Origin of the sequence: Sphingobacterium bambusae, assembly GCF_033955345.1 — a bacterium.
Lineage (GTDB): Bacteria > Bacteroidota > Bacteroidia > Sphingobacteriales > Sphingobacteriaceae > Sphingobacterium > Sphingobacterium bambusae.
This window is the reverse complement of the sequence record NZ_CP138332.1, coordinates 4,476,270-4,500,368: the sequence shown is the minus strand read 5'-3', so window position 1 is coordinate 4,500,368 and position 24,099 is coordinate 4,476,270. Positions and strand designations below refer to the sequence as shown.

The following is a 24,099-nucleotide window of genomic DNA, read 5'->3' as shown; positions in this document are numbered from 1 at the left end:
TCTTGGTAGAAACGAGGCTGTTTCGTATATTAGAGTTTAATCAGGATTTTCCTCCGTTTGTTTATTTGGAAGACCTTTTAGCGGAACAGTATGACAAACCTTGAGATAATAGATACATTAAAAAAAACTACTTTCCTTGACGAAGATGGGGAAAGCTATACCCTAGATTTTCATGACCAACTGAGCGATCTAGAAATAGAAAACTTACGCGCGTCCTTCCCTAACAAGCATATCGCGACGGAAATCCTCGAGATCCTACAGGTGACCCGTGGATGGGACAGCCCAATATTCAGTATGGTTTATTTTGATTCTATCGACGAATTTGGTTTTTGGGAGCTATCTCCCAACTCAATCACGCTTGGACATGATGGATTTGGAAATTATTGGGTGCTTGATATCGACAGTGATGGAAGCTTGGGCAAGGTATTCTTTGCTTGCCACGATCCTGCCGTATTTATTGTGCATTCACAAAATATCAACGAGTATTTGCAACACTTACTCGACTTTCACCAAAACCCAGGCGACAATTACATCGAAAATTTCCAAATTAATACAGTCACAACGGTTTGGGAACAGCAAAACGGTTTTCTTTCCAAAGTTGATTTCATGGAACAACAACCTGACTACTCGGAATTTCTGTCAACTTTTGTCGGTGACGATTGGACAATCGCCGATCTTAGTCAAGGACAAAACGGAATGGGCTTTGCATGGGGAAAGTTCGGACCAAACCAGCTTGCGCAAAGACATCCTACAGAACTAATCTGGGTATTAAAAAACAGGAAAAAAGGCTTTTTTTCTAGACTTTTTGGGTAAGCGTTTTATAACAAAATCAGCTGCCGCACCGAATCATCAAGACATTTTCTTCAAGGTTATCCATCCGTACCTTTAAAACCATAAGCATCACTAGTAAGAAAATTTATTTTTTCCTTATGGAATGTTATTATGTTAAGCATCTTTAACGGTAGTAGCTGATAAAGCTGCTATCTACCGAATTAACATAAGCACCTGAATACATGGAAAAAAAAACAAGCATCAAACCGCAGCTATGGGATCTCACCTTACTTTCAGTTCGCTATCTCCTTGCCGCCGTCTTTATTTCTTATGGGGTCAGCAAATTATTTGGTTTACAATTTGGCAATCTTACCGATACTGAAATGGGGACAGCACTTCGAGATTTAAGTTTATTTAAAGTAGCGTGGTATCTTTTTGAGGATCGACTATTTTCTTGCTTTGTCGGTATTAGTCAAATTACCGCTGCCCTATTACTATTGTTTCGACGAACTTTTATTATTGGTGTAGCGATACTCATTCCTATTCTATTGAACATTCTTGTTATCGATATTATGATTATGCCAAAAGCGCTCAAGATCGGCTTTATCTTTAGATTGACGTTCTATCTCGTACTTTGCGGACTTATTCTGCATCGCGAACGAGCAAAGCTCTATGCCGTTTGGAATATTGTTACGAAAACGAATAAATTCAAGCCCTACAGGATATGGATGTATTGCAGCATTCCTTTGCTGATGGTCATAATAGAGTGTACCCACGTTGTCATAAAATGGTGTTACTTATTTGTTAAACATTACATTAGTTAGCATTCCGTATTCAATCAATAGGGAAAGAACACAAAAATAGAAAGCGCACCAACCTTCCGGATTGATGCGCTTTTCTACTGTTACTCGTCTCTTATGCAGAAATTAATTAGCGTTTACTAAACTCATAACCGATACTGAAGGACGTAACTCGGTTTTGGAAAGTCGTACCTTCGATATTGCCGATATTAACAAATCCAGCAGAGCTAGACAAGCTTAAGACCAATCCACTAAAAAATCTGTAGCCAGTCATAAACCCTAATCCTGCGTCAAATGGCTTTAACTGATCGGGATTGCTTCCAAATTCAAGATGCTGCGCATTGCGCCCCGAGGTAACCCTCGCGCTAACGCCGTACGCTAGATAAGGTCCTCCACCAAAAAACAGTTCCCCATTACCTGCTTGCACCCTACCCAAAAAGTTAACAGGTACCTCAACGTAAAGAAGCTTATCCGTCAATGTTTCGCCGTTCAAATCCGATTTACCACCTTTCCCTTGCAACGACAGCGCCGGCTGGATAGAAAACCCATTTGACACCCTTGCATCGTAGTAACCTGTAATGTGAAAGGAAGGCGCAATTTTAGTTGTCGACGATTGATTGTTTTGCCTAGCATATTCCGTGGCAAGATTTAGTCCAGCTCGCAGACCAAATGTGCTTTGAGCCGATACAGCAGTTGCAGCCCCAATTAGCAAAGCTGCCACCAAAAGATTTTTCTTCATGTTGATTTGTAAAACGTAAAGGTTAATAATCATCGATTGTATGCCGAAACATACAGCATCATCGATTGAATAATTTATGCACAAATGTAAAAAAATAAAATCACATCATAATGAACTACTACACATTTCAAAAGTCGATCACTGCCTCTGTAGATTCATGTAAACAACATCGCTTTTGGATTGTTTCACCGATAAAAGAACTAATAGTAAACAGAATAATTACAAACATGGAAACGCTATCAAGAGATTTAGCAGACAGGATCCGCGAAGTTTTCCTCAGCGGAACATTCATTGCCAACAGTAATTACAAAGCAGCGCTTAGCCTTGTAGATTGGCGGCAGGCAACACAGCAAATCGACCAATTAAACAGCATTGCTGCGCTTACTTTTCATATCAATTACTACCTAGAGGGTATTCTTCAAGCCTTCAAAACCGGTGAACTGACCATCCTAGATAAATTCAGTTTCGATCTTCCCCCTATTGCTTCGGCTAGCGATTGGAATGGTCTTCGCGAAAAGCTATTTGTTCATGCCGAAAAATTTGCCAACGAAATAGAAAATTTTGAAGATGAACAATGGAAAAAGCCTTTTTTCGATGAGAGGTATGGAAACTACCTGCGTAATATAGAAGGCGTATTGGAACATAGCTACTATCACTTGGGCCAAATTGTTTTACTACGAAAACTACTAGGGTAAAGCTAAGGACAGCTGAAATTGACTACTAACCCCATTATGGGTGCACAAAGACTGTTTACAAAATGGGTTTTGAAGGGCTACTATGTAGCGCCCGTTTCGAAGACATTTGCATCTTGCTAAAAAATAACTTTTATTTGTAATCATTCTAAATAAAAAGGTGTATTATGCGGATTTTCAAGCGAATCGTAAAAGTTATTGGCATAACATTGATCGTATTGCTATTTATTGGTATCTGTTACGAACAAATATCACAGATCTATTTTAACAGTAAAAAGCCTGATGAGGCATCATTTGTTGATATTGATGGTGTTAAGACGTTTTTTATACAAAAAGGCGTAGGTGGTCCGACAGTTGTTTTTCAATCTGGTATGGGGGGCGACCATAAAATTTGGGAACAGATCCAAGACTCCATCTCCAAATTCAGCAGCACGATAGCCTATGACAAATCGGGATTGCAGTGGAGCGGAGCGACAGCGGCGCCAAAAACGCTAACGAGCATGACAGAGGAGCTTGAACAGCTTCTGGAGAAAACCAACTGTCCAAAGCCCTATATTTTGGTTGGCCATTCGCTTGCCGGCATTACGTTAAGGCCTTTTATCCGAAAACACCAACAAGATATTGCAGCAGTCATATTCTTGGATGTTTCTCATCCGAAGCAAATCGAACGATCATCGGAGGAGCTAAAGAAATACCTGATTGTGCCACCTATTTGGCTGGTTGGCACCTTGGTCGAGACGGGGCTCGCACGCAGCTATTTTTCGATCAATCCCTTCATCGCCGATCTACCCGCCGATCATGCTATGAATAAACATATCGTCGACTATTTTTACAGGTCCTATAAAACGGTGCTGCAAGAGGGACGAGATGATGATGCTATGTTTATTGAAGCGGCGCAGATAGATTCATTTGCCGACATCCCGCTCGCCATTGTAACTGGAGCCTATCCACAAGGCGCCAACTTTCTAGGTGACGGCAGCCTCGGCGATGAATACCTAGCAATACACCGCAGCGGACAAGAAGATCTGTTACATTTATCAAGCCGTAGCAAGCAAGTTATCGCTAAAAACAGCGCCCATTATGTACCGCTAACCGACGAGAAGCTGGTTATCCAGCTCATAAAAGGATATTTGGATGAAATCCAACTAAAACAACAAGATAATAAAGGTGGATAACCTAAGAAATTGCTCAAGACGATACAGATAATAACTACTTATCCAACCACAGCTGAAAATGCTGCGAGCGATCCCCGCTGACGATTACCTCTACGGTTGTTGCTGGCTGCAGTTCCAATTTGACACGTCCTCGACTTATCTTTAGCATGGAGCGAATGGCATTAATTTGAATCACAAACTTCCGGTTTATTTGGAAGAACATCTCCGGATCAAGTTTACCGACCAACCCCATCAACGATTCTTCGATGATATAGGCATGGCCATCTTTCTCCACGGCGTAAAGCGTTTTATCTTCCGCCATAAAATAGGCGATGTCGTTTACGGATAAGGACTTCAAATGAATGCCGTATTTTACCAAGAAGCGATTTTTATAGGTTGGCGACTCCTGCGGCAGTAGAGACCGAACCTTAAGCAAGGCTTTTTCAAGATCATCGATATCATAAGGCTTCAGTAGGTAGGCATATCCTTGATGCTGAAAAGCATCAAACGCATAGTTTTCATAGGCCGTGGTGAAGATCACAGGAGCCTTTACCTGCACCTGTTTGAAGATATCGAGGCTCAGTCCATCGGCCAAATGCACGTCCATAAAAATCAAGTCGACTTTATTCTTTTCTAGCCAGCTTGCAGCCTCCCGCACGGTACTAAGGTGCGTAAGCTGGGGAACAATATTATGGGGCAATAGTTGCGATAGCATATCCCGCAGGCTCTCCCAAGCCCAGTCTTCATCCTCTACGATCAGTATATGCCATACCATGCTGTGAAAGTAAAAAAAAATCCTCTTTTCAACGAATGAAAAGAGGATGTATCATGCAGAATCCGTTCTTCTTACAACAGCTCAGGGTTATTATCGATAGCTTCTTGTGGATAGCGAATAATATAGCGAGGATCCTGTTGTTCTAAAACTTGCTCTTGTCCAAAAATTTGGTGTACAATCCGTGGACGATCACCTCGCTTCAAATCATACCAACGTAAACCTTCCAGGGCTAGCTCGCGTTTGCGCTCCGCTTTCACAAAGGTCAGCAATGCGGCGCGATCCATAGTGGCCATAGCCAACTCTTGCGCAGAAAAAGCCGATGCCGTTAAGCGATTTTTCAACAGCGTGCCCAAAGCGTCCACGGCTTCCTGCTTACGGTTCAGCTGTAAACTGGCTTCTGCTATAATGAGGTACAGTTCGCCATTACGGAAGCTGACGTTATAGCGATCGTTACCACCTTTACTTGAAACGTAATTGCTACCAGCTTTAGCAAAATAGCGTGTGAATCGCTTGTCATTGGCTTGGTCATAGCTAGACAATAGTGTCGGCGCAATATAAGAACTTGTAGAAACGAACGATACTCCCACCGCATCCAGCGCCATAATGGCCTCAACCGACTCAAAATCGCTCGGAAGCAATGCGGCGTCCTGATTAAGATCAACCAATTTATTGTTGATGGCCAATGCCACCGCTGCTTCCTGCCGTGCAAGCTCCCATTCTTCACGATACAAATGCACCCTCGATTTGAAAGCGTGTAGCGCCCGCTTGCTAAAGCGATATTTATACATGGCAGGCTGATCCTCTACCTGCATCAGTTCTTGTGCATTAGCGATATCAGTAAGAATCAACGCATAAGTTTCCGCTATCGTTGCAGGCCGAAAGCGCTGTTCAAGATCAATATGATCTGCGAGCGGAATAGCTTTATTAGCTTCGCTGAATTGTTCAGCATAGCAATTCAGCAACTCGAAATGAGCATAGGCACGCAACAACAGCGCTTCCGCCTTGATCTGCTTGGTTTCCGCAGTGACCCCTATTTTGGCATCCATTTCCTCGAGAATATGGTTGGCGTAGAAGATACTTTTGTAGAAATCTACCCAAGGGTAGGCACGCGTCACGGGATCCGGGTTCTGATCGTTCCACAGATAGATATCCTTCAATTCGGGGAAATCCGTAGAATATTCGTCCAACAATAATTCATCTGTGCGTAGGTTAAGCAGCGCCTTATGTGTTGGAAAGTTGGTGTATCCACTTGTCAACAAAGCTCGGAAGTCTGCTTCTGTACTGGGTACTACAGTACCCACCGGCTGTATATCCAAATACTTATCGCAAGCGGAAAACAAGGCGCCCACGGCTAGTAAAATTATATATAAACTATTTTTTTTCATGTTATGCAATGCTAAAGATTAAAAACGAGCGGAAACACCAAATGTAAACGACTTTGTAATCGGCTGCGCATATAAGTCGCCATAGGTCTCCGGATCAAAGAACCCGTCGTAGTCGGTACCGAAGACGAATAGATTCCGGCCTTCTACATTAAAACGCACATTGCTCGCCCCAATGCGTTTGCCGATCTTAGACGGCAAGGTGTAGCCAAGGCGAATGCTGTTGATGCGCACATAGCTCATCTTCTTTGCCCAGATATCGTAATACCTAACGGAGTTTACAGGGTCATTACCATTCATCCAGCTGTAAGCCATCCAGCGCTCGTTAAGCTCGATATTATTGCTGCCAATGGCAGGCAATTGCGAACCGTCAAGGGCATCGAAAAGTTCCGTATATTGGTTTGAGCCACGGTCCACCTGCGCAGGATTGTATGAAAGCGTTCTACGCACCCATTTTTCGAGATTGACGGCCGCAGAAACGGCAAGATCAAAGGCATCTAGCTTAAACCGGTTGGTCATCCCACCGATGAAGCGCGGATCCATATTGCCCATATACTTAAACTTACTGCGGTAATCGGCTGGGGTCAAATTATTTGCCACCATGTAGCCTGGCAGGAAATCTGCCCATGGATCATACAGTCCGTAATATTGTTCAAAGGCGATAGGGTTGCCGTCAGCACCTTTGAATTGCACCAGCCCATGGGCGTCTAGACCTGCCGTTTGTAGCACAAAGAGCGAATTGACAGGGTAGCCTTCTTGGTTGTCCAACACATAGGATTTTGGATTGGCCAACACCTTGGTCAACTTATTGCTGTTGTGCGCAATATTAAAGTCGGTGCTCCAGCGGAAACGAGTAGTCTCCACATTTCGACTGGAAATAGTCAGTTCTACCCCTTCGTTGCTGATTCCCGCCCAGTTGCGACTTACATCTTCAAACCCATTTTCCAATGCTAACTGGCTGTTGCCGATAACATCTGAACTTTGACGCTTGTAATAGTCTACGGTAATATTTAGACGATCCTTCCATAATCCAAGATCGATTCCCGCATTCCAAGATTGCGTTTTCTCCCAGCGTAGTTTATCGTTAGCAGGAGTATTCACAACAATGGTCTGCTCGTTGGTGCCGGGCAACAACGAGCCGGTGCTGTAGCTTCCAACAATAAAAGGATAGGTATTCCGGTCGATATTCCCTTGTACACCATATGAGGCACGCAGGCGCAAATTAGAAATGGTTGGAATGGCCTTGATAAATTCTTCCTCGGAAGCTATCCAAGAGCCTGATAAAGACCATATGGGCAAAAACCGATATTTGGGATCTACACCAAACATATTAGAGCCATCGTATCGGATGCTACCATATACATTATATTTCTTGTCGAAGGTGTAGGTACCATTTGCGTAAAACGATGCAAACGACGTCTCGCCTATAGTTTTTGCGTAGGGCCTAAAGTTTGCATTATTGAGGTTGTTACTATTCGGAAAAAGAATAGTCTGCGTTGTTAAGGTCACCGGATTGTAGCCAAAACCTTTCGTTGCGATCATACTGTTATTTGAATGTCGAAGCTCCGTTCCGCCCATCAGTTCCAGCTCATGCTTCGATGTCCATTCCTTCGTATAGGTTAAGAAGGATTTCCAGTTATATTGAAAGCCGCTGTTATGGGTATTTTCAATAATGCCGCCCTCTGGAAGAAAATACTTATAAGTTTTCGTCGACGAATCGTAGTAACGTGTGGTCTGACGTAATTTTCGTGCACTGTAGGATTCCTGATCACGGTACCGCTCGGTGCCAATTTCTTCCAACTGCATGCCCAATTCGGTGCGCAAGGATAAGTTGTGCAAGATATCATATTGCAGATAGGTAATCGCTTTCAAACTTTTGTTGGCCAATGTGTAGCGCGTGTTTTCTCGCTCTTCGATCGCGTTGAAAGGAATATAGACCGCGTCAGCCTCCGCACCTTCGATATCTGGATCATAGATAAAAGCGTCATTAGCGTCCCGAATCTGTAGATAGGGATTCGCTGTACGGGCGTAATACGTTGGATTGTTAAAACCATCTGCATCTTGAACCGGATTTTGGCGATTCGTTGCCGATCCCAAAAGATTAAGTCCGCCTTTAAAACGGCTATTGATCCGAAAATCATTGTTAAAGGTCAAGGTGTAGCGTTTCATATCCACATTGTATACGCTGCCCTTCTCGTCGTAGAAGCCGCCCGAAATATAGTAGCGGTGTCCTTCTGTACCGCCAGAGATCGAAGCGGAATACTGCTGGTTCACCGATTGGCGAAACAGGGATTCACCCCAGCTATGGTTTTGGTTACGCAGTGCAAGAATAGATTCCTGCGTTGTCGATGAAAGTGCCGATAGTCCGCCATTGCGAAAGGCATCCCATTCATTGCCGGCGGTCAACAAGCGTGCTATAGCACCTTTTCCCGCACGGTAATCCAAATCAGAACGACCAGCCATCGCCAATTCGAAATCTACTTTCTGCGAGGCATTCATAAGATTCAAGCGACTAAAATCGGGGCGCTCCGCGATAAAGCTATTTGCAGAAACATTCACCTGCGCGGGGCCACTCTTACCGCGTTTCGTCGTGATCACGATCACCCCATTTGCCGCGCGGGCACCGTAAATAGAAGTTGCTGCGGCATCTTTCAAAACGGTTATATCCTGTATATCATCGGGGTTCAATCCCGCGATAGGCAAATTGCGAAGGTCGTTGATATTGTCTTTATCCAAGCGGTTGGGCATCGCTGTCCCCTCTATTGGCAGTCCATCCAACACCCATAACGGATCTTGCGTGCCGTTCATGGACACTGTACCACGAATACGGATCTGCGACATGCCGTTGGGGCCGCCACTTAAATTAGAGAACTGCATACCAGCAACCTGTCCCTCCAACATCTGCTCTACACTCGACACACCAGCCTGTTGGATTTTATCCATGTCAATCTTGTTGTAGGCTGTCGTATTTTTTCTTTTCTTGATATCGGTATAACCCGTCACAATCACTTCTTCCAATGATTCGCCACTGGGTTGTAGCAATAGCGTTTTACTCCCGGCATAGACGGCCACCCGTAGCTTCTCGTAGCCCATAAACGATACCGTCACAAAGCGTACGCCGTTTGGAATGTTTAAGCTGAAAGCGCCTTTTTCATCCGTGATAACGCCCAGTGCCGACTGCTGTACCTGTCCGGCGACGCCAGTCTCTTCAGCTACTGCCGTATTTTCCACCATAATGGTGGCACCAATAATCGGTTTGTTTGTGGTCGCGTCCAACACGCGTCCCTCCAGTTGAGTCGCTGTTTGTGCGCTAGCAACGTTGCAGCAAAAAAGCACAAACAGCATAAGTAATCTATTCATTCACGTTAGGTATTAAGTAATTTTATTTTTTTGCGATAGGCAATGTCACGGCTATGCGCATCAGGAGATCTTCGTAATGCGCTTTTGTAGCCTTATCGCCAGTTTGTCGTGCCCGATCCAACAGTTTATAGATTTCCAAGAGCTCCGTCCGCTTCAACATCAACATATCGGAGGTTCTGGCCATACTGCCCACATGTACATTGCGCGCCTGTCTTGCTGCATCGCCTAAGCCATGTAGGGCACAAATATGCGGATGCGCCTGTTGCAAGAATAGGTCTACATCGGTAAGCTTCTTGTCGTTTATTTTCTCCATGGCTTTATTGGTCGACACCATCAATACATCCACATAGTTTTGTTGCAACATACGTGTGCGAAGATCCAAAGACTGCTTTTTCAAAGTCGAGGCGAATACTTCCTCGCGCACCGACTGCAAAAATTCTTCAGCACTCCAAGCCCGTTTCCGGCCAAACAGTTGCTCCATCTCAATCATCCTTAGCAAACGCTCATCTTTCACCAAACTGAAAAGCAAGCTATATTGAAATTCGCGTTGCAAATTGTAGGGTGCATATTCGAAACTACCGATAGGGCTATCCCGCAATGGAAACGTTTTGGTCATCAACTCTGGCACAAAGAGCCATTCCGGCAAACGATATACCTGCTCTTTTACATAGCCTAGCGCCTCGATCTGCTTGGCTCGGTCTACCGGACGATAAGCATCTTTTTGATCACCCAACACGGGATTTTCCAAATAAATGCCGCCTATGTTGTTGATCACATGGTCGGCATAGGTATACCATTGCCCAATAACGCCCATATATAGCTTGCCCGCGCGGTAGTAGTCCTCTCCCGAACGGGTTGTCCAATCAACAATACGAGGCATGATACGTTTTAAATTACGTAGTCCGTAGGCTCCTGCCAGCATAGCGTTATCGCCAAGATCTTCCGATTGGGAACGCGGATCGATAATGTTCTTACCATCTTGTTGTTCACCATACCAGTAATGCGGATCGTGCTGGTGCTTTTCTATTTCTTTACGTAGCGTGGGCAGCTCCTCCCAAGGTGTCTTCACATCATACCAGCGGTAAGCCCATGCAATGGCATACTTATCGTAGAGGCCAATGACAGGTGTAATTGTCTTTACGCCGTCTTCGGGCTGCGCAACGTAGTTGAAGCGGGCGTAGTCCATAATGGACGTCGCTGTACCACCCATACGATCCGTAAAGGATGGCGAGCGAAGCGAATCCACGGGGAAGCTCGACGAAGACCCCATGTTGTGCATCAATCCTAAGGTATGCCCTATTTCATGGGATGACACAAAACGAATAGCATGCGCCATCTTTTCTTCGGAAAAAGCATTACCACGTGCAGCTGTATCCACAACAGCGGTTTGTATACGCATCCAGCTGTTCAAAATCGTCATCACGTTATGCCACCAAATAACATCTGCCTCTAAAATCTCGCCCGAGCGCGGATCTACCACGGAAGGTCCCATCGCATTGGCCTGTGCCGACGCAGCATACACAATAGACGATACATTCGCATCATCCGGATCGAAAGCCGTGGTATCGGCCACTTCCTTTGCAATTATAGCGTTCTTAAAGCCAGCGGCTTCAAAAGCTTGCTGCCAATCGTGCACACCCGCAATAATTTCCTTCCTCCATTGCTTTGGCGTAGCCGGATCGAGATAAAACACGATAGGCTTCTTAGGCTCCACTAACTCCCCTTTTCTGTAACGTTCCTTATCCTCTTCCTTTGGTTCTAGACGCCAACGCGTTACCAAATTACGCTTATCAAGTTCCTGTTGTTTATCAGAAAAATACCAGCGCTCAGTACTGAAAAAGCCTACGCGCGGATCGGCAAAGCGTGGCACCATAGGCTGTTCTGGCAGGGCGTAGATATTTGTCGTCACGGCAATAGAAATCGGTATGGATTCGTTTCCTTCTGTCACCTTGGTGCTGTACATCGATCGCACCACCACGTTGTTGTCAAAAGATTTTATCTGTTCAATACCAGAGAGCGATGTCTTTGGTGAAGTCCCCAATCCCAAATTTGAAAACACGTCCGCAAAGCTCTTTTCGGTGCCATCGAATACTTTGTTCACTTTGATCACTACGCTGGATGAATCGCGATTGTAGCTTTCTACTTTAAATGACTCGATGTAGGATAAGCGGTAGTTATCGGAAACCGATTTGGCGATGGCATCTTGGTTTGGCACTTCAATCTTCGGATCGATCTCGCCTACCCAAACTTCCTTCCCTTCTTTTTTCAGGCTAAAGCGGAGCACTTTGTTCTCAAAGTTCATCCCCTTATTGACGCCAGCCTCGTTTATGGCCAATGGCACCGATGATATTTTGTGTATCATCAGGAAATCCTTGTCCAATGCAGTACGGGGTATCTCAAAGTAGTACTCTCCCTTTTTACTGATGATGTGGAACATACCCGAATCCACACGAGCGTCTTTGATCAATTTTTGATAGGCTACACCCTTTTCATCCTTGCTACTATCGGCCACAGCCACAATCTGGGCGTCTTTCTTTTTCCATATAAATGCAGGCACCACGCCGCAGGACTGGAACGCCGTAGTACAAAATACGGCAAGTCCCACGAAGCGCGACAGCTGCTTTATCTGTTTATTATTCATTACGTTATCGGTAAGGTTAATGCGTCATTCAAGCGCTAAAAGTGCTCACAAATATTTAAAAAGGCAATGTAATTTCCGTGAATCCGTGTATTAAGGGAGTGAATCCGCACATTTAAGGGAAGAAAAAACAAACGCTATCGAAGCGGCAGATGTAGCACAAAGAAACCATTCTCCACCTCGTAAGAAAAACCTTCCAACTCTACATATCGATACATGGATGCAATATATTCCAAACCATAGCCTCCCGTTTGCGATTCGCTGGTCATCCGCGGCCGGTATCGATTTTTCACCAATACCTGATCATCATCAACAATAATTTCTATTTCTAAGGGCTGCTCCCGCGTAAATACCGTATGCTTTATAGCATTTTCTACTAGAGTTTGTAAACTCAAACGCGGGATTTGTCTTTTTAATACCGCAGGTGGAATAACATAGTTTATCGGCATTAATGCTTTCGCAAAACGAACCTCTTGCAGGAAGAAATAGGCTTGCACCAAGGCCAATTCCTCTTCTAGGCTCGACCAACCCGAGCGGTCGTCCTGCAACATCTTACGATATACCTTCGCCATCTTACCTACAAAGCGCTTGGCATGATCCTGATCTTTAGCAATCAACTGTTGCAGGGAGCCCAATGCATTAAATAAGAAATGTGGATTCATCTGCTCGCGCAATCGCTCGAAGCGCATGGTGGCCTGTTCTCGCGACAGTTCGGATTGCTCGATTTCCAATTGCTGTACTCGCTGCTTGTTCCGATAGATGATCTGCAAAAAGGTAATGGTGATAACCAAAAAACCGACACCAAGCAGCATACTGAGGTTTAATATTTCTTGAGTTTCATCTGCGGTGATGAGCAGCGGTACGCTCGTTGCCAACTGTGCATTGGCAAATATACCTTTCAGCGATACACTGCGCCTTAATGCATCCAGTTGGAGATAGTTCGACAGTACGATCGTGTCTTGCCAATCTCGCTTCAACGCGGTATGTATAGGATTGGCCTTTCCTACTTGTGACAGTTCGGGATGCATCAAAAAGAAGTTATCCGGTGAAACAATCTCGAAATAGGCATGTCCACTGCCGCCAACCCAAAAATAGGTATTAAACTTTCTAAGGTCGATAAGCACCTGCAAACGGCCAGCCTTCGAACGAATCACATAGGGCAACCGGTACTTTAAGTTCTTCTTCCAATCTTCCGACTGCAGGCTGGAATCCAGCGGAGCCAAGGTCAAGAAAGTGTGCAGAATGGTATCCTTCTGCAGGTAAGACTGAATGGTCTCTCGATCCTGCCCCTCAGCCTGTACAAGAAACCAACTTAAACGTTGCTCCAGCAGATCAAACTCTTTTTGTACCGCCAAAGCTTTCTCATTGGCGATATCGCGCAGCATTTTCCTGTTCAACTCCGTCAGACGATTAAAAATCACCTGCAAGATCAAGCCTCCAACCAGCATCAACAGTAAAACGCCTACAGGAAACAACAGGAAATTCTTACGCTTAAACTTCCTAGCCGACTTATTATCCTCTTTCACGCCGCAAAGATAATCTATTTTTATGCGGCGAGCAATCGACAACTCGCTTATTAACAAACGCTTCCTGATCAACCGCTCCCATGCTGCCTTCCAAAATGAATTAACCTTAACCGATGCTTTACCGGTATTCGCCGAGAAAACAGGCAAGCTGGTCTAATTACCATAGGCTGTAGCGCGCTGTTCGTCTACCTTTGAAGTATCAAATAAGAAATTAAAATAAAAACATAACACACATCGCCATGAAAAAAACAGTAATCTCCATCATCAGTGCATTCATCATGATCGCTTCGTTTAGCGCTTTCGCTACAGAAACATCTAATCCACTTAAAAAATTTGACTCGACAAGCATCATCAGTGTTTATCTAGAGTCTGCCGCATTGGGTAACCCGACGTTGAACAAATACATTTTCACAGAAGATTTTGAATACCGCAACAGCGCCAACAACGACAGCTTCAACAAAAAGCAATACATGAAATTCTTAAAGCAAAGTGCCGGTGCCAAGTTCGATTGCAAAACTAGCTATGAAATATTGGATCAAACGGGGTCTACTTGTGTTGCTAAAACCACCATGACTTTTGATCATTTTGTACGTGTCGATTACATCACGCTTAATCAAACCCAAGACGGTTGGAAACTGAGCAAAGTGGTGACCACCTACCCCTAAACAATTGCCCAACCATTTCCCATATATTGTTTGCCAGATGCTGTACTTACCATGCATCTGGCTTTTTTTATAACATCTTGTTCCACGCTATCAACCATCATGTTTGCCCTCACCCAAAAAGATATCGATCATTGTCTTTCGAGAAGACATTTCCTTCAAGCAAGAAGTGTGATAATTAATAATCGATAGAAGAATATCGCACATAATTTTATACTTTTATTAAAAGCCCGTAAGAACTATGACCGAAATCGTTTCCCGAAATACCGCCGCTTGGACATTCTCCGCGAAGATCAGCTTTAGATTTGCATTTATCTTGATCCTAGCCTTTGTATTGCTCATGAACAACGGAGCTTTTCCCTTCTTCAAGATCATCACACAACCGGTCATGAAACTCGTTGAGCAGTTTGTACCTTGGTTTTCCGAACATATCCTGCATTATCAGTACGATTTTAAAATTCTTCCAAATGGCAGCGGCGACACATCGTTTAGCTGGGTACTGTTGCTTATTATGGTAATCACAGCCGCAATAGGTTCCATAGTATGGTCTATTTTGGATCGAAAAAGAAAAAGTTACAATACCTGTCATTATTGGCTCAGCGTGGTTGTCCGCTATTATTTAGCCTGCATGTTGATCAATTACGGCGTCATCAAAATGATGCATGCACAAATGCCCCCGCCTACCTTGCATCGGCTTATGGAGCCGCTGGGCGAATTTTCACCTATGGGGCTTGCATGGACATTCTTTGGTTTTTCTAAGGAGTATAGCTTTTTTGTCGGCCTAGTCGAGGTGCTTAGTGCATTTCTTTTCTTTCGGAAAACGGTGGTATTGGGCGCCCTAATAACCGTAGCTACGGCCATCAATGTCATGAGTGTAAACTATTTCTTTGATGTACCTGTCAAAATGCTATCTACCGCATTGTTCGTCTTGGCGTTATTTCTCTTGATACCGCATCTCCAAGCATTGTATAAATTGCTTATTAAAGGAGAAGCAGCGACATTGGTAAGCCAACGAAATCCTATCTTCGATAAACCGCGAAAAAGAACCATCATCTACACTATAAAAGCAATATTGCTGCTGATCTTTGGCATTACGCAGGTAACATCAACCTTACAACGAAATCAATTGATACAACAGTATTATAAAAAATCACCGTTGCTTGGTATCTACCGCATTGCATCCGATGACAATCTACACGAAAGCATTCCAGCAACTTGGCGCAGCATTGTTTTTGAGTTTGAGGGTTCGGCAACAGTACGCGACATCGACTATCAACCCATCCGGCAGCAAATTCAACTCGATACCTCCAAGCGCACCATCTCTTTAAACAACTTTACATTTGACTACCAGCTGGAAGAGAACGGAAACATTAGTCTACGAAAGATATGGGACAATGAGACCGAAGAGATTAAGCTGATCAAGATCAACCCAGCAGACTTTGAATTGCAGAAACAGGGCTTCCGATGGATCCAAGAATATCCAAACAATAGGTAGTCTTTTTTAGCGGATCGGCATCCTTTCTGTCCTTGTGGGGGACGCATTACGTTAGATTTTGATATATTTACGCTTGACACTCTCAACCGTAACAAATATTTATGAAGAATCTTATTGTAGCTGTATTTCTCTTCCTTTTCCATGCTGTACTTTTTGCGCAACAAAACCAAATCAGTATTGATGCTGACCAAAGTCTAGGCAAAATTAATCCATTGGTTTACGGGCAGTTTATTGAATATATAGGACGTTGCATCGATGGTGGTATTTATGAAGAGAACAGCCCCCTGTCTGACCATCGTGGGTTTCGAAAAGATGTGCTGACTAAGGCGAAGGAACTACATCCCACGACCCTCCGTTTTCCAGGCGGCACGGTTGTCAAAACGTTTCATTGGGAAGATGGTGTCGGTCCAAAAGAGCAACGTAAAGCCAAGAAAAACCTTATTTGGGGAGGCATCGACAGTTATCAATTTGGTACTTGCGAGTTTATCGAATACTGTAAAGAGCTGCAGGCAGAGCCCTGTTTGGTTGTCAATCTTTCCACTGGCACGGCCGAGGAAGCGGCCAACTGGGTGGAGTATTGCAATGGAACAGGAAATACTTATTATGCAAACTTACGTCGTGCACACGGCTATGCTGAACCTTTTCAGGTAAAGTATTGGGCATTGGGCAATGAAGAGGGTGCCGAGCCCGACGCCGGTAGGCATCAAGATCCAAACGACTACGTCAAAGACGTGTGGCATTTTATCAAATTGATGAAACTGACCGACCCGAGCATAAAATTAATCGCCAACGGTGAAGCCATGAACGAGCACTGGAACAAAACGGTATTGGATGGGATAGGCAATGCGGTTGATTATCTATCCTACCATTACTACGTAAATACCAGCCCCAACAAGCCTTATTCGATCTTCGAGAAAATCGCAACTGCCGAAAGTGAGATCGAACACTTGGGCCGTTTCATCCGAAAAAATTACAGCGATACCGTTCAACAGTGGAGCGAGTGGTATCGATTCCCACACCGTGAAGGTCCTATTAAGCTATCTTTTGACGAATGGGGCATTTGGGAAAAACAAGATCCGCCATACGGCACCACCAATCAATATACTTGGCGCCATGCTTTGGCCACCGCTAGTTTTCTACAGGTTATTCAACGACAAGCGCAAACAATCGGCATAGCCAACTGGGCACAAATGGTCAATGTCTTAGCACCTATCATGACCGACAAAGAGGGTTCTGTCAAGCAAACCATCTTCTACCCGCTGCAAGCATACAGAAAATACGCGCTTGGCGAAGCTCTTGCTGCAGAAAGCCAAGCCCCCATATTAACCGATGGGATTGCCGCGCTCGACCTTTCGGCTACCATCGATCGCGAGCGTAAGATGTTGACCCTGTTTGTCGTCAATAGAAGCTCTCAAGAGATACAGGCACCGCTTCTCTTAAAAAATGCGACGTTGAAGTCAATTACTAGTAAGATCTGCTATTCGTCAAGTAGCTTGGAAGCAACAAATACCTTAGCCGCGAAAGATACGGAAGTGGTTCGTATATCCGAAGACAAGCATATACAGCAAAAAAAGCCGTTGCAGTTTGCGAAAGAATCGATCACAATCTATAATTTCACTTTGCAATAAGCTAACTGTTTCAGTGCTATGCGCCGAAGCAGCAACGGGAGATCCACACATCGCAGAGAAGCACCTTACACAGATCGATTTTTAAACTGTTATATTAGACGATAGCAAAACTTTGAAAGCATTTCCAAAAGATATTCGATTTAAGTATGCGTGGCGTACTTACCAACAGCGCATATTGGACAACTTGGATACCCATCTGGAAGATGGGCATCTGCATGTGGTCGCTCCGCCAGGATCCGGAAAAACAGTGCTCGGATTAGAAGTAGCCATTCGGCTCGACAAAGCCTGCCTAATCCTTGCGCCCACCATTGCCATTCGAAATCAATGGATACAAAGGCTCTGTGAGCTGTTTCTCGGACAAACCGTTGCCCCAGATTGGATATCGACGGATATCCGCAAACCAGGCTTTGTCACCGCCGTCACCTACCAAGGCCTACATGCGGCCTGCAGCGGCACAGTAGACACCGAGCAACTCGAGCAGGAAGATGCCGAGCAACTTCCACCAGCATCGAAACCCATGAAACGCGCTCGCCTTGGCGATATCAGCAAAGCGCTACTTGCAAAAAAGGTGCAGACGCTTGTGCTCGATGAGGCCCATCACCTTAAAAATGCTTGGTGGGAAACATTAAGCAAGCTGAAATCAAAACTAAACCCTATAGTGGTTGGTCTCACGGCTACCCCTCCGTACGACGTGTCGGCCGCAGAATGGAAACGCTACATAGAGATCAATGGCCCTGTAGACGAGGAAATTTCCGTTCCTGAACTCGTGGAAGCAGGCGACCTATGTCTGCATCAAGACTACGTGCACATTTCCTTGCCAACGATTCAGGAGTGCGAGCAAATCGATGGTTTCCGCAGCAAAGCCTCTACGTTATTTCACGAAATCAAGGAAGATGAGCAACTACTCGCTGCCGTGGAAAGCCATCCTTACTGGATAGCTCCTTTGTCTCAAATAGATGCAATATATGGCGATCTGCCAGCTTACTCGGCTTGCTTAATCTATATGGCCTCTCAAGGTCGAACGTTAAGCGAGGAGCACCAAGACATAATCGGGGAGCAAGATCTGGCGATCCCTTTATTAGACTATACTTGGATGCAGCGGCTCCTTCACTTCTACATCTTCAGTGGAAATCCACATTTTGCACCCTTTGAGGAACATCGGCTGCATTTGGAGAATAGGTTACGCCGCAGCGGCGTGCTCGAGCAGCGAAGCATAGATTTTCTGAACAATAGAGCCGTCACAGGGCGATTGACCAGTAGCGTACGCAAGCTTGACAGCATCAAAGAAATCGTCGATTTTGAATATGCACATCTTGGTGAGCGACTGCGGATGGTCGTCTTAGCAGATTACATCCGTAAGGAATTTTACAGCAGTGGTTCTACCAACAACCTCGACATTAACCGACTAGGCGTGCTCCCTATCTTTGAAAAGCTACGCAGAACGAATACGATGAAGGCCAAATTGGCTGTCTTGACCGGTTCGATCATCTTGATTCCTAGCCAAGCAAAGGAAGCCTTTATTCAGAAGGCAGCAAGCATCGGGATCGAAGACATCCGCTTTACGAGTGTACCCTACGATGCCAACTACCTGCGTGTAGAGCCACACGAAAGACTTAAACATCAAGTTGTGCATGTCGTTACGCAATTGTTTCAAGCCGGATACATAGAGGTGCTCATTGGCACCAAGGCCTTGCTTGGCGAAGGTTGGGATGCACCGGCGATCAATGCGCTAATTCTAGCCAGCTTCGTGGGCTCCTTCGTATTATCCAATCAAATGCGCGGTCGTGCGATACGCACTGAAAAAGGAAATCCACACAAAACAAGCAACATTTGGCATCTCGTATGCCTAGACCCTGGCCTACCAAATGGAGGTGCAGATTTTCTAAGCATGCATCGTAAATTCAAGGCCTTCGTTGGCGTTTCCTTCCACGATGATGGCGGCATAGAAAATGGCGTTGGGCGTCTCGACATGCCCTTCGATAATCTAGATGGCGATCGTGTTGCGGAAATAAATGCGGCCATGTTTGCTTCTGCCGCCGATCGGGCAGGTCTTGAACAGCGTTGGAATGATGCCCTGAAGCAAGGAGTTGCGATGGTCGAGGAACTCAAAATTCCATTTCGGGAGCGCGTCAACTACGTCGAAACAAAATCGCTCTACCTTACCAAAACCGTTCGTAATGCTACCGCTACGGTGGCCTCCGCCGCGGTGGGTTATGCCGAAACCTTGCTCAACAATTACGATCGTATAGCTAACAATATACACAACCTCCGCGAGTTGTCTTGGGCACTGCTGAGTATTGCCGCGGGCGGCGTGGTTTTGTTTGGCCGAAGGGCTTACTTTGCCCTACAGCTGTATAGTCGCTATCGCGATATATCCAAGGATATACAGCATATTGCGGAGGCACTGCTTACCACACTCGTCGAAGCCGATCTGATCCATACCGATGCATCACAGCTTTCGGTCGACGCCCATGTAGACCGGTCTGGAGCTGTGTATTGCCATTTGAATGGTGGTAGCACTTTCGAAAAATCGATCTTCATCAAAGCCCTGCAAGAGCTCGTAGATCCAATTGATAATCCACGCTATTTAATAACGCGCGAACATCGCACAGCACGCGGCAAAAAGCAGTTGGACTATCATGCCGTCCCCGAAGTAATTGGTAAAAACAAAGAAAATGCGCAGCATTTTCAAAAACAATGGATCAAGAAGGTCGGATCTACCACTTTACTATTCACCCGTAGCGTCGATGGTCGAAAGGCCTTGTTGCAAGCGCGTCTGAAATCTCTTTCCGCACAATTTGCAGATGAGGTAGAACACGTAAGCAAATGGCTTTAGAAATTAAAAATAAACAGTATCATTAACTCAGGAAGTTATTTATCTTTGCCTCAATAAGTCGCAAAAACATTATTAACCCCTTGAAATAATAAACATGAAAACCATCGCATATCGTGCTGTTTTGTTACCAATTTTCTTGCTCGCTATTTTTACGAGCATGTCTTACGGGCAGCAATATGAACAGCTTGAGCGTATAGGTAAATACGAAAGTATCCCCAACGATAAGGGGATCATTTACGGCAACTTTATACAACGGCTCGGCTTCACCAGCGGTGGCTTTCAGCAAGACATTCGTGTCATAAATCTCGATAGCGGAGAGATCTTTACATTTTCGGTAAAACCGGCTATTAAATCTTCAAAAGAAAACCCATTTATTTATTTTATCAAAGCAGGTCGGTATGCTATTTTGAATTACCAATGGATAGCAAGTAAATGGTATGGAGGTAAGGTTTTTGTGGAACCTATCTATAAGAATAGAGTTATTGAATTGACGTCCCAGCCCGAACAGGATGATCACACGATCGCGAATGCTCGCTACACATTTACCGTGTCTCCTAACACCGTAAATTACGTAGGAACTTGGCACTTTGACAACGAGAGCGTGGCTTTTACGACGGACAAGGAAAGCATCGACAAAAAAATCCTTTCCAGCAACAAGAAAAAATTTGATTTCGATCGGGCCGTCATCGCCTTGCCTCAATAATCTGGATTACCCTTTCAGGCAAATAACTCCTCTTTTTATGCACGACGAAAACGACAGACCTTGCTCCTTAGCTTTTCGGTCGCGCAATAAAAGGTAAGAGCAATCCTTGTCCCACAATGGTCAGTAGCACGACAACGGTGGTGATGTAGATAATGTCATCTTTCATGGGAAAAGCTTGCCCATTTTTCAATACATGCGGAAGTCCGATGGCCAGTGCCAAGGAAATGATGCCGCGCATGCCTGACCAGCTGATGATCATGCTTTCCTGCACACTTAATAGAATCGATTCGGGAATAGCGCGGGCACGCTTGTTATTTTGCGCATGTTGAAAAGCCTTATGTAATCTCTTCCGATGTAGAAAAACGCTTAGCGTTCGCACCAATAGCGCCGTCACGGTAATAATGGCAGCAATACCACCATAGGTCAGCAGCTGTTCGCTGGTCAATTTCTTCACCACGATAGGCAATTCCAAACCTATCAGAATAAAGATTAAGCCATTCAACAAAAAACTGATCATATCCCATATATGTTCCGACTGCACTTTCAGCCGTTCAGGAAATCGTGCGGCACTAAGCTTCGACAGGCCAAAGGCCAGCGTGACCACCGCGATGACGCCCGAAGCGTGAATATGCTCAGCAAGCAAATAAACTACAAAAGGTGATAGCAACACCAAACTCAACACGGCAGTGCCGTTGTCGCGGATCAGCTTCAGCACGAAACCAAGCAGTTTGCTGAACACAAAACCCACAAGAAAACCGCCGATCAGTAGCGTCACAAACGAAAGTGATGCCTCCCAGAGCACAAAAGAAGCACCAAAAAGTGCCGCCAGTGCAAATTTAAAAGCTACTAGAGCAGAAGCATCATTCAATAGGCTCTCTCCTTCCAATACGGTATTGGTAAGCGAGCTCAGTTTCATCCCTTTGGTAATGTTCAGAGCGGCGACAGCATCCGTAGGTGCCAAAATAGCGCCCAAAACAAAGGCCAAGGGCCATGACATGCCGGGTATCAGGTAATAAGCCACGGCCGCAATGCCCAAGGTGGTGATAAACACCAAACTAAAAGCCAGTCGCGAAATGATATAAATATTATCTTTAAATTCTTTCCAATGTATCTTGAATGCTGCGTCATAAAGCAGTGGAGGTAGGAAAAGCAGAAACACCACTTCCGATTCGATTGCTATGGCCGGCATCCCCGGGATAAAACCAATCGCTATTCCGGCCACAATAAGTACAATAGGAGAAGAAATCTTTATTTTCTCCGCCATTGTACTCAATATAGCCATGGCACCCATTAAAACTAATATGATGGCATAATTCTCCATAACTCGTTACTGTTGTATACGAGCTAATTTAGCGATAAGGATTCAGTTTTAATAATCCTTTGGCCTCGGGAGCAGGCATCAGTCTAGATATTCTTGGGGAATTCGTCTTTCCACGCCGTGTATCGCCAATCCTCACACTCTGCTTCATTCAGCAGACAACGATTAAGTTCGGCTATCAGCTTTTCTTTGTCCAATTGCTGCCCTATAAAAACCAATTCATTTTTTCGGTCGCCCCATTGTTTGTGCCATCCGGCCTCAATCTGTGCACGATTCTCGATATACATAGGATAACGTACACGTTCTTCTTCCGCCATACTGCACCACCAATAGCCCGCATTTTCTATGCGTAGACTTCCGCCAGCCTGGCTAAAATTGATGGCGAAATTTGGTCGTGATGCTATCCAGAACAATCCTTTCGCTCGTATAATCCCTGTCGGGTAGTGCACATTTAAGTAATGGTGCCAGCGTTGTGGATGAAAGGGCCGTGCACTGCGAAAAACAAAAGAAGAAATTCCATACTCTTCGGTTTCCGGCGTATGCTCCGCTTCCAACTCCTGTATCCAGCCTGCAGATGAGGAAGCTTCGTCGAAGTCGAAACTATGGGTTCCCATAATCTCCGTTAGCGAAACCTGTCCAAATTGTGTACGGATGAGTTTGGCTCCTGGATTGAGCTTGCGTATCGCAGCCTCTAGCACCAGCAACCGTTCATCCGCCACCAAATCGATCTTATTCAGCACAATGATGGAAGCAAACTCAATCTGATCGGTTAACAGATTCACGATAGTGCGTCCATCGTTCACATCATCGCTTAAATCCCGATCTTGCAAGGTGTCCATACTTCCAAAATCTCGAAAGAAATTAAAGCAATCTACCACCGTGACCATGCTGTCAATGTAACTGAAGGCTGATAAATCGATCCCACTTTGTTCATCCACATAGCTGAAAGTCTGAGCAACGGGTATAGGCTCAGAAATGCCCGTACTCTCGATCAACAGGTAGTCAAACCGATTCTCCTTCGCCAGCCGTTCCACTTCCAACATCAGATCCTCGCGCAGGGTGCAGCATATACAGCCATTGCTCATCTCCACCAGCCGCTCTTCCGTTCGTGACAGGGTATGTTCACGCTCGACAAGCTGTGCATCGATATTCACTTCGCTCATGTCATTCACGATCACCGCTACTTTCAGCTGTTCCTTATTGTGCAGCACATGGTTTAGCAATGTTGTTTTTCCTGCACCAAGAAAACCACTTAGTACAGTCACAGGCAATTTTTTTATCATCTCTTTTCCTCCTTTTTTAAGTCGTCTTGTTCCGCTACGGTTCGAAACCATTGCAACACCTGCCGGTGATGCTCTGCTCCGTAGCGCTTGATGAAACGTTGCGTTTCTGCATGCTGCGCATCAGCATAAATTGCTATTCGCCTGTTTACGAACACATCCGTCAAGGCAATGCCGCAGTCTACTTCAATGCATCTTCTCCAGCTTTCAAAATCGTGGGGTATCATCATCTTCATCTCATTTTGGTTTCACAAATGTAAAACCTAAAAATTACAAAAGCAACAATATTGCATTTGTAATTTTTATGCTGTAGTTTTGAACAATGAATAAATCATGAAGG

19 protein-coding genes are annotated in these 24,099 nt (G+C 44.9%); 10 read left to right on the top strand and 9 right to left on the bottom strand.

The genetic code is table 11. The annotated features are described in order from the left end of the window. Positions 1–90: 90 nt before the first annotated feature. Together SCB77_RS18665 and SCB77_RS18660 are read left to right on the top strand one after the other, a co-directional pair. Positions 91–813, top strand: coding sequence for an SMI1/KNR4 family protein (locus tag SCB77_RS18665; protein WP_320183514.1), 723 nt, complete (start codon positions 91–93; stop codon positions 811–813). 200 nt (positions 814–1,013) lie between these two features. Then, positions 1,014–1,595, top strand: coding sequence for a DoxX family protein (locus tag SCB77_RS18660; RefSeq protein WP_320183513.1), 582 nt, complete (start codon positions 1,014–1,016; stop codon positions 1,593–1,595). 106 nt (positions 1,596–1,701) lie between these two features. Here the strand turns inward: SCB77_RS18660 and SCB77_RS18655 are convergent, their stop codons facing one another. Further along, on the bottom strand, positions 1,702–2,310 hold the full coding sequence (locus SCB77_RS18655) for an outer membrane beta-barrel protein (RefSeq protein WP_320183512.1): 609 nt from the start codon (positions 2,308–2,310) through the stop codon (positions 1,702–1,704). 227 nt (positions 2,311–2,537) lie between these two features. On the opposite strand from SCB77_RS18655, the gene SCB77_RS18650 reads away from it, so the two are divergent. After that, positions 2,538–3,005 (top strand): DinB family protein, encoded by a 468-nt coding sequence (locus SCB77_RS18650; protein ID WP_320183511.1) that lies wholly within the window; start codon positions 2,538–2,540, stop codon positions 3,003–3,005. A gap of 164 nt (positions 3,006–3,169) precedes the next feature. Continuing rightward, entirely contained in the window at positions 3,170–4,177 is a 1,008-nt protein-coding gene (locus SCB77_RS18645) for an alpha/beta fold hydrolase (RefSeq protein ID WP_320183510.1), read from the top strand. Positions 4,178–4,211: 34 nt separating this feature from the next. On the opposite strand, the gene SCB77_RS18640 is transcribed toward SCB77_RS18645, so the two are convergent. The 5 genes from SCB77_RS18640 to SCB77_RS18620 form a co-directional block, all read right to left on the bottom strand. After that, the gene (locus tag SCB77_RS18640) at positions 4,212–4,931 is read right to left on the bottom strand and encodes a LytR/AlgR family response regulator transcription factor (protein ID WP_320183509.1); all 720 of its coding nucleotides are present in this window, start codon (positions 4,929–4,931) and stop codon (positions 4,212–4,214) included. Positions 4,932–5,002: 71 nt separating this feature from the next. After that, positions 5,003–6,316, bottom strand: a complete 1,314-nt coding sequence (locus tag SCB77_RS18635) for a RagB/SusD family nutrient uptake outer membrane protein (RefSeq protein WP_320183508.1) — start codon at positions 6,314–6,316, stop codon at positions 5,003–5,005. A gap of 18 nt (positions 6,317–6,334) precedes the next feature. Continuing rightward, positions 6,335–9,673 (bottom strand): SusC/RagA family TonB-linked outer membrane protein, encoded by a 3,339-nt coding sequence (locus SCB77_RS18630; protein WP_320183507.1) that lies wholly within the window; start codon positions 9,671–9,673, stop codon positions 6,335–6,337. Positions 9,674–9,695: 22 nt separating this feature from the next. After that, the gene (locus SCB77_RS18625) at positions 9,696–12,314 is read right to left on the bottom strand and encodes a zinc-dependent metalloprotease (RefSeq protein ID WP_320183506.1); all 2,619 of its coding nucleotides are present in this window, start codon (positions 12,312–12,314) and stop codon (positions 9,696–9,698) included. Positions 12,315–12,448: 134 nt separating this feature from the next. Then, complete coding sequence (locus tag SCB77_RS18620; RefSeq protein WP_320183505.1) at positions 12,449–13,837, bottom strand: sensor histidine kinase; 1,389 nt, start codon at positions 13,835–13,837, stop codon at positions 12,449–12,451. A 22-nt stretch (positions 13,838–13,859) separates the two neighbouring features. On the opposite strand from SCB77_RS18620, the gene SCB77_RS18615 reads away from it, so the two are divergent. The 6 genes from SCB77_RS18615 to SCB77_RS18590 all read left to right on the top strand — a co-directional run bounded on the left by SCB77_RS18615 (position 13,860) and on the right by SCB77_RS18590 (position 21,161). Then, the gene (locus SCB77_RS18615) at positions 13,860–13,994 is read left to right on the top strand and encodes a hypothetical protein (protein ID WP_320183504.1); all 135 of its coding nucleotides are present in this window, start codon (positions 13,860–13,862) and stop codon (positions 13,992–13,994) included. 82 nt (positions 13,995–14,076) lie between these two features. Next, complete coding sequence (locus SCB77_RS18610) at positions 14,077–14,502, top strand: nuclear transport factor 2 family protein (RefSeq protein ID WP_320183503.1); 426 nt, start codon at positions 14,077–14,079, stop codon at positions 14,500–14,502. Between the two features lie 238 nt (positions 14,503–14,740). Then, positions 14,741–15,994, top strand: coding sequence for a hypothetical protein (locus tag SCB77_RS18605; protein WP_320183502.1), 1,254 nt, complete (start codon positions 14,741–14,743; stop codon positions 15,992–15,994). A 101-nt stretch (positions 15,995–16,095) separates the two neighbouring features. Continuing rightward, the gene (locus SCB77_RS18600; protein ID WP_320183501.1) at positions 16,096–17,622 is read left to right on the top strand and encodes an alpha-L-arabinofuranosidase C-terminal domain-containing protein; all 1,527 of its coding nucleotides are present in this window, start codon (positions 16,096–16,098) and stop codon (positions 17,620–17,622) included. A gap of 112 nt (positions 17,623–17,734) precedes the next feature. After that, positions 17,735–20,458 (top strand): DEAD/DEAH box helicase family protein, encoded by a 2,724-nt coding sequence (locus tag SCB77_RS18595; RefSeq protein WP_320183500.1) that lies wholly within the window; start codon positions 17,735–17,737, stop codon positions 20,456–20,458. Between the two features lie 94 nt (positions 20,459–20,552). Beyond that, the gene (locus SCB77_RS18590) at positions 20,553–21,161 is read left to right on the top strand and encodes a hypothetical protein (RefSeq protein ID WP_320183499.1); all 609 of its coding nucleotides are present in this window, start codon (positions 20,553–20,555) and stop codon (positions 21,159–21,161) included. 67 nt (positions 21,162–21,228) lie between these two features. Here SCB77_RS18590 and SCB77_RS18585 read toward each other — a convergent pair whose 3' ends face one another. From SCB77_RS18585 to SCB77_RS18575, 3 genes are all read right to left on the bottom strand, one after another. Next, a complete protein-coding gene (locus SCB77_RS18585) occupies positions 21,229–22,482 on the bottom strand; it encodes a Na+/H+ antiporter (RefSeq protein WP_320183498.1) in 1,254 nt (417 codons plus the stop codon). A gap of 83 nt (positions 22,483–22,565) precedes the next feature. Further along, entirely contained in the window at positions 22,566–23,762 is a 1,197-nt protein-coding gene (locus SCB77_RS18580; protein WP_320183497.1) for a GTP-binding protein, read from the bottom strand. After that, the gene (locus SCB77_RS18575) at positions 23,759–23,995 is read right to left on the bottom strand and encodes a hypothetical protein (RefSeq protein ID WP_320183496.1); all 237 of its coding nucleotides are present in this window, start codon (positions 23,993–23,995) and stop codon (positions 23,759–23,761) included. The genes SCB77_RS18580 and SCB77_RS18575 overlap by 4 nt, the downstream gene beginning before the upstream one ends. Positions 23,996–24,099: the final 104 nt, after the last annotated feature.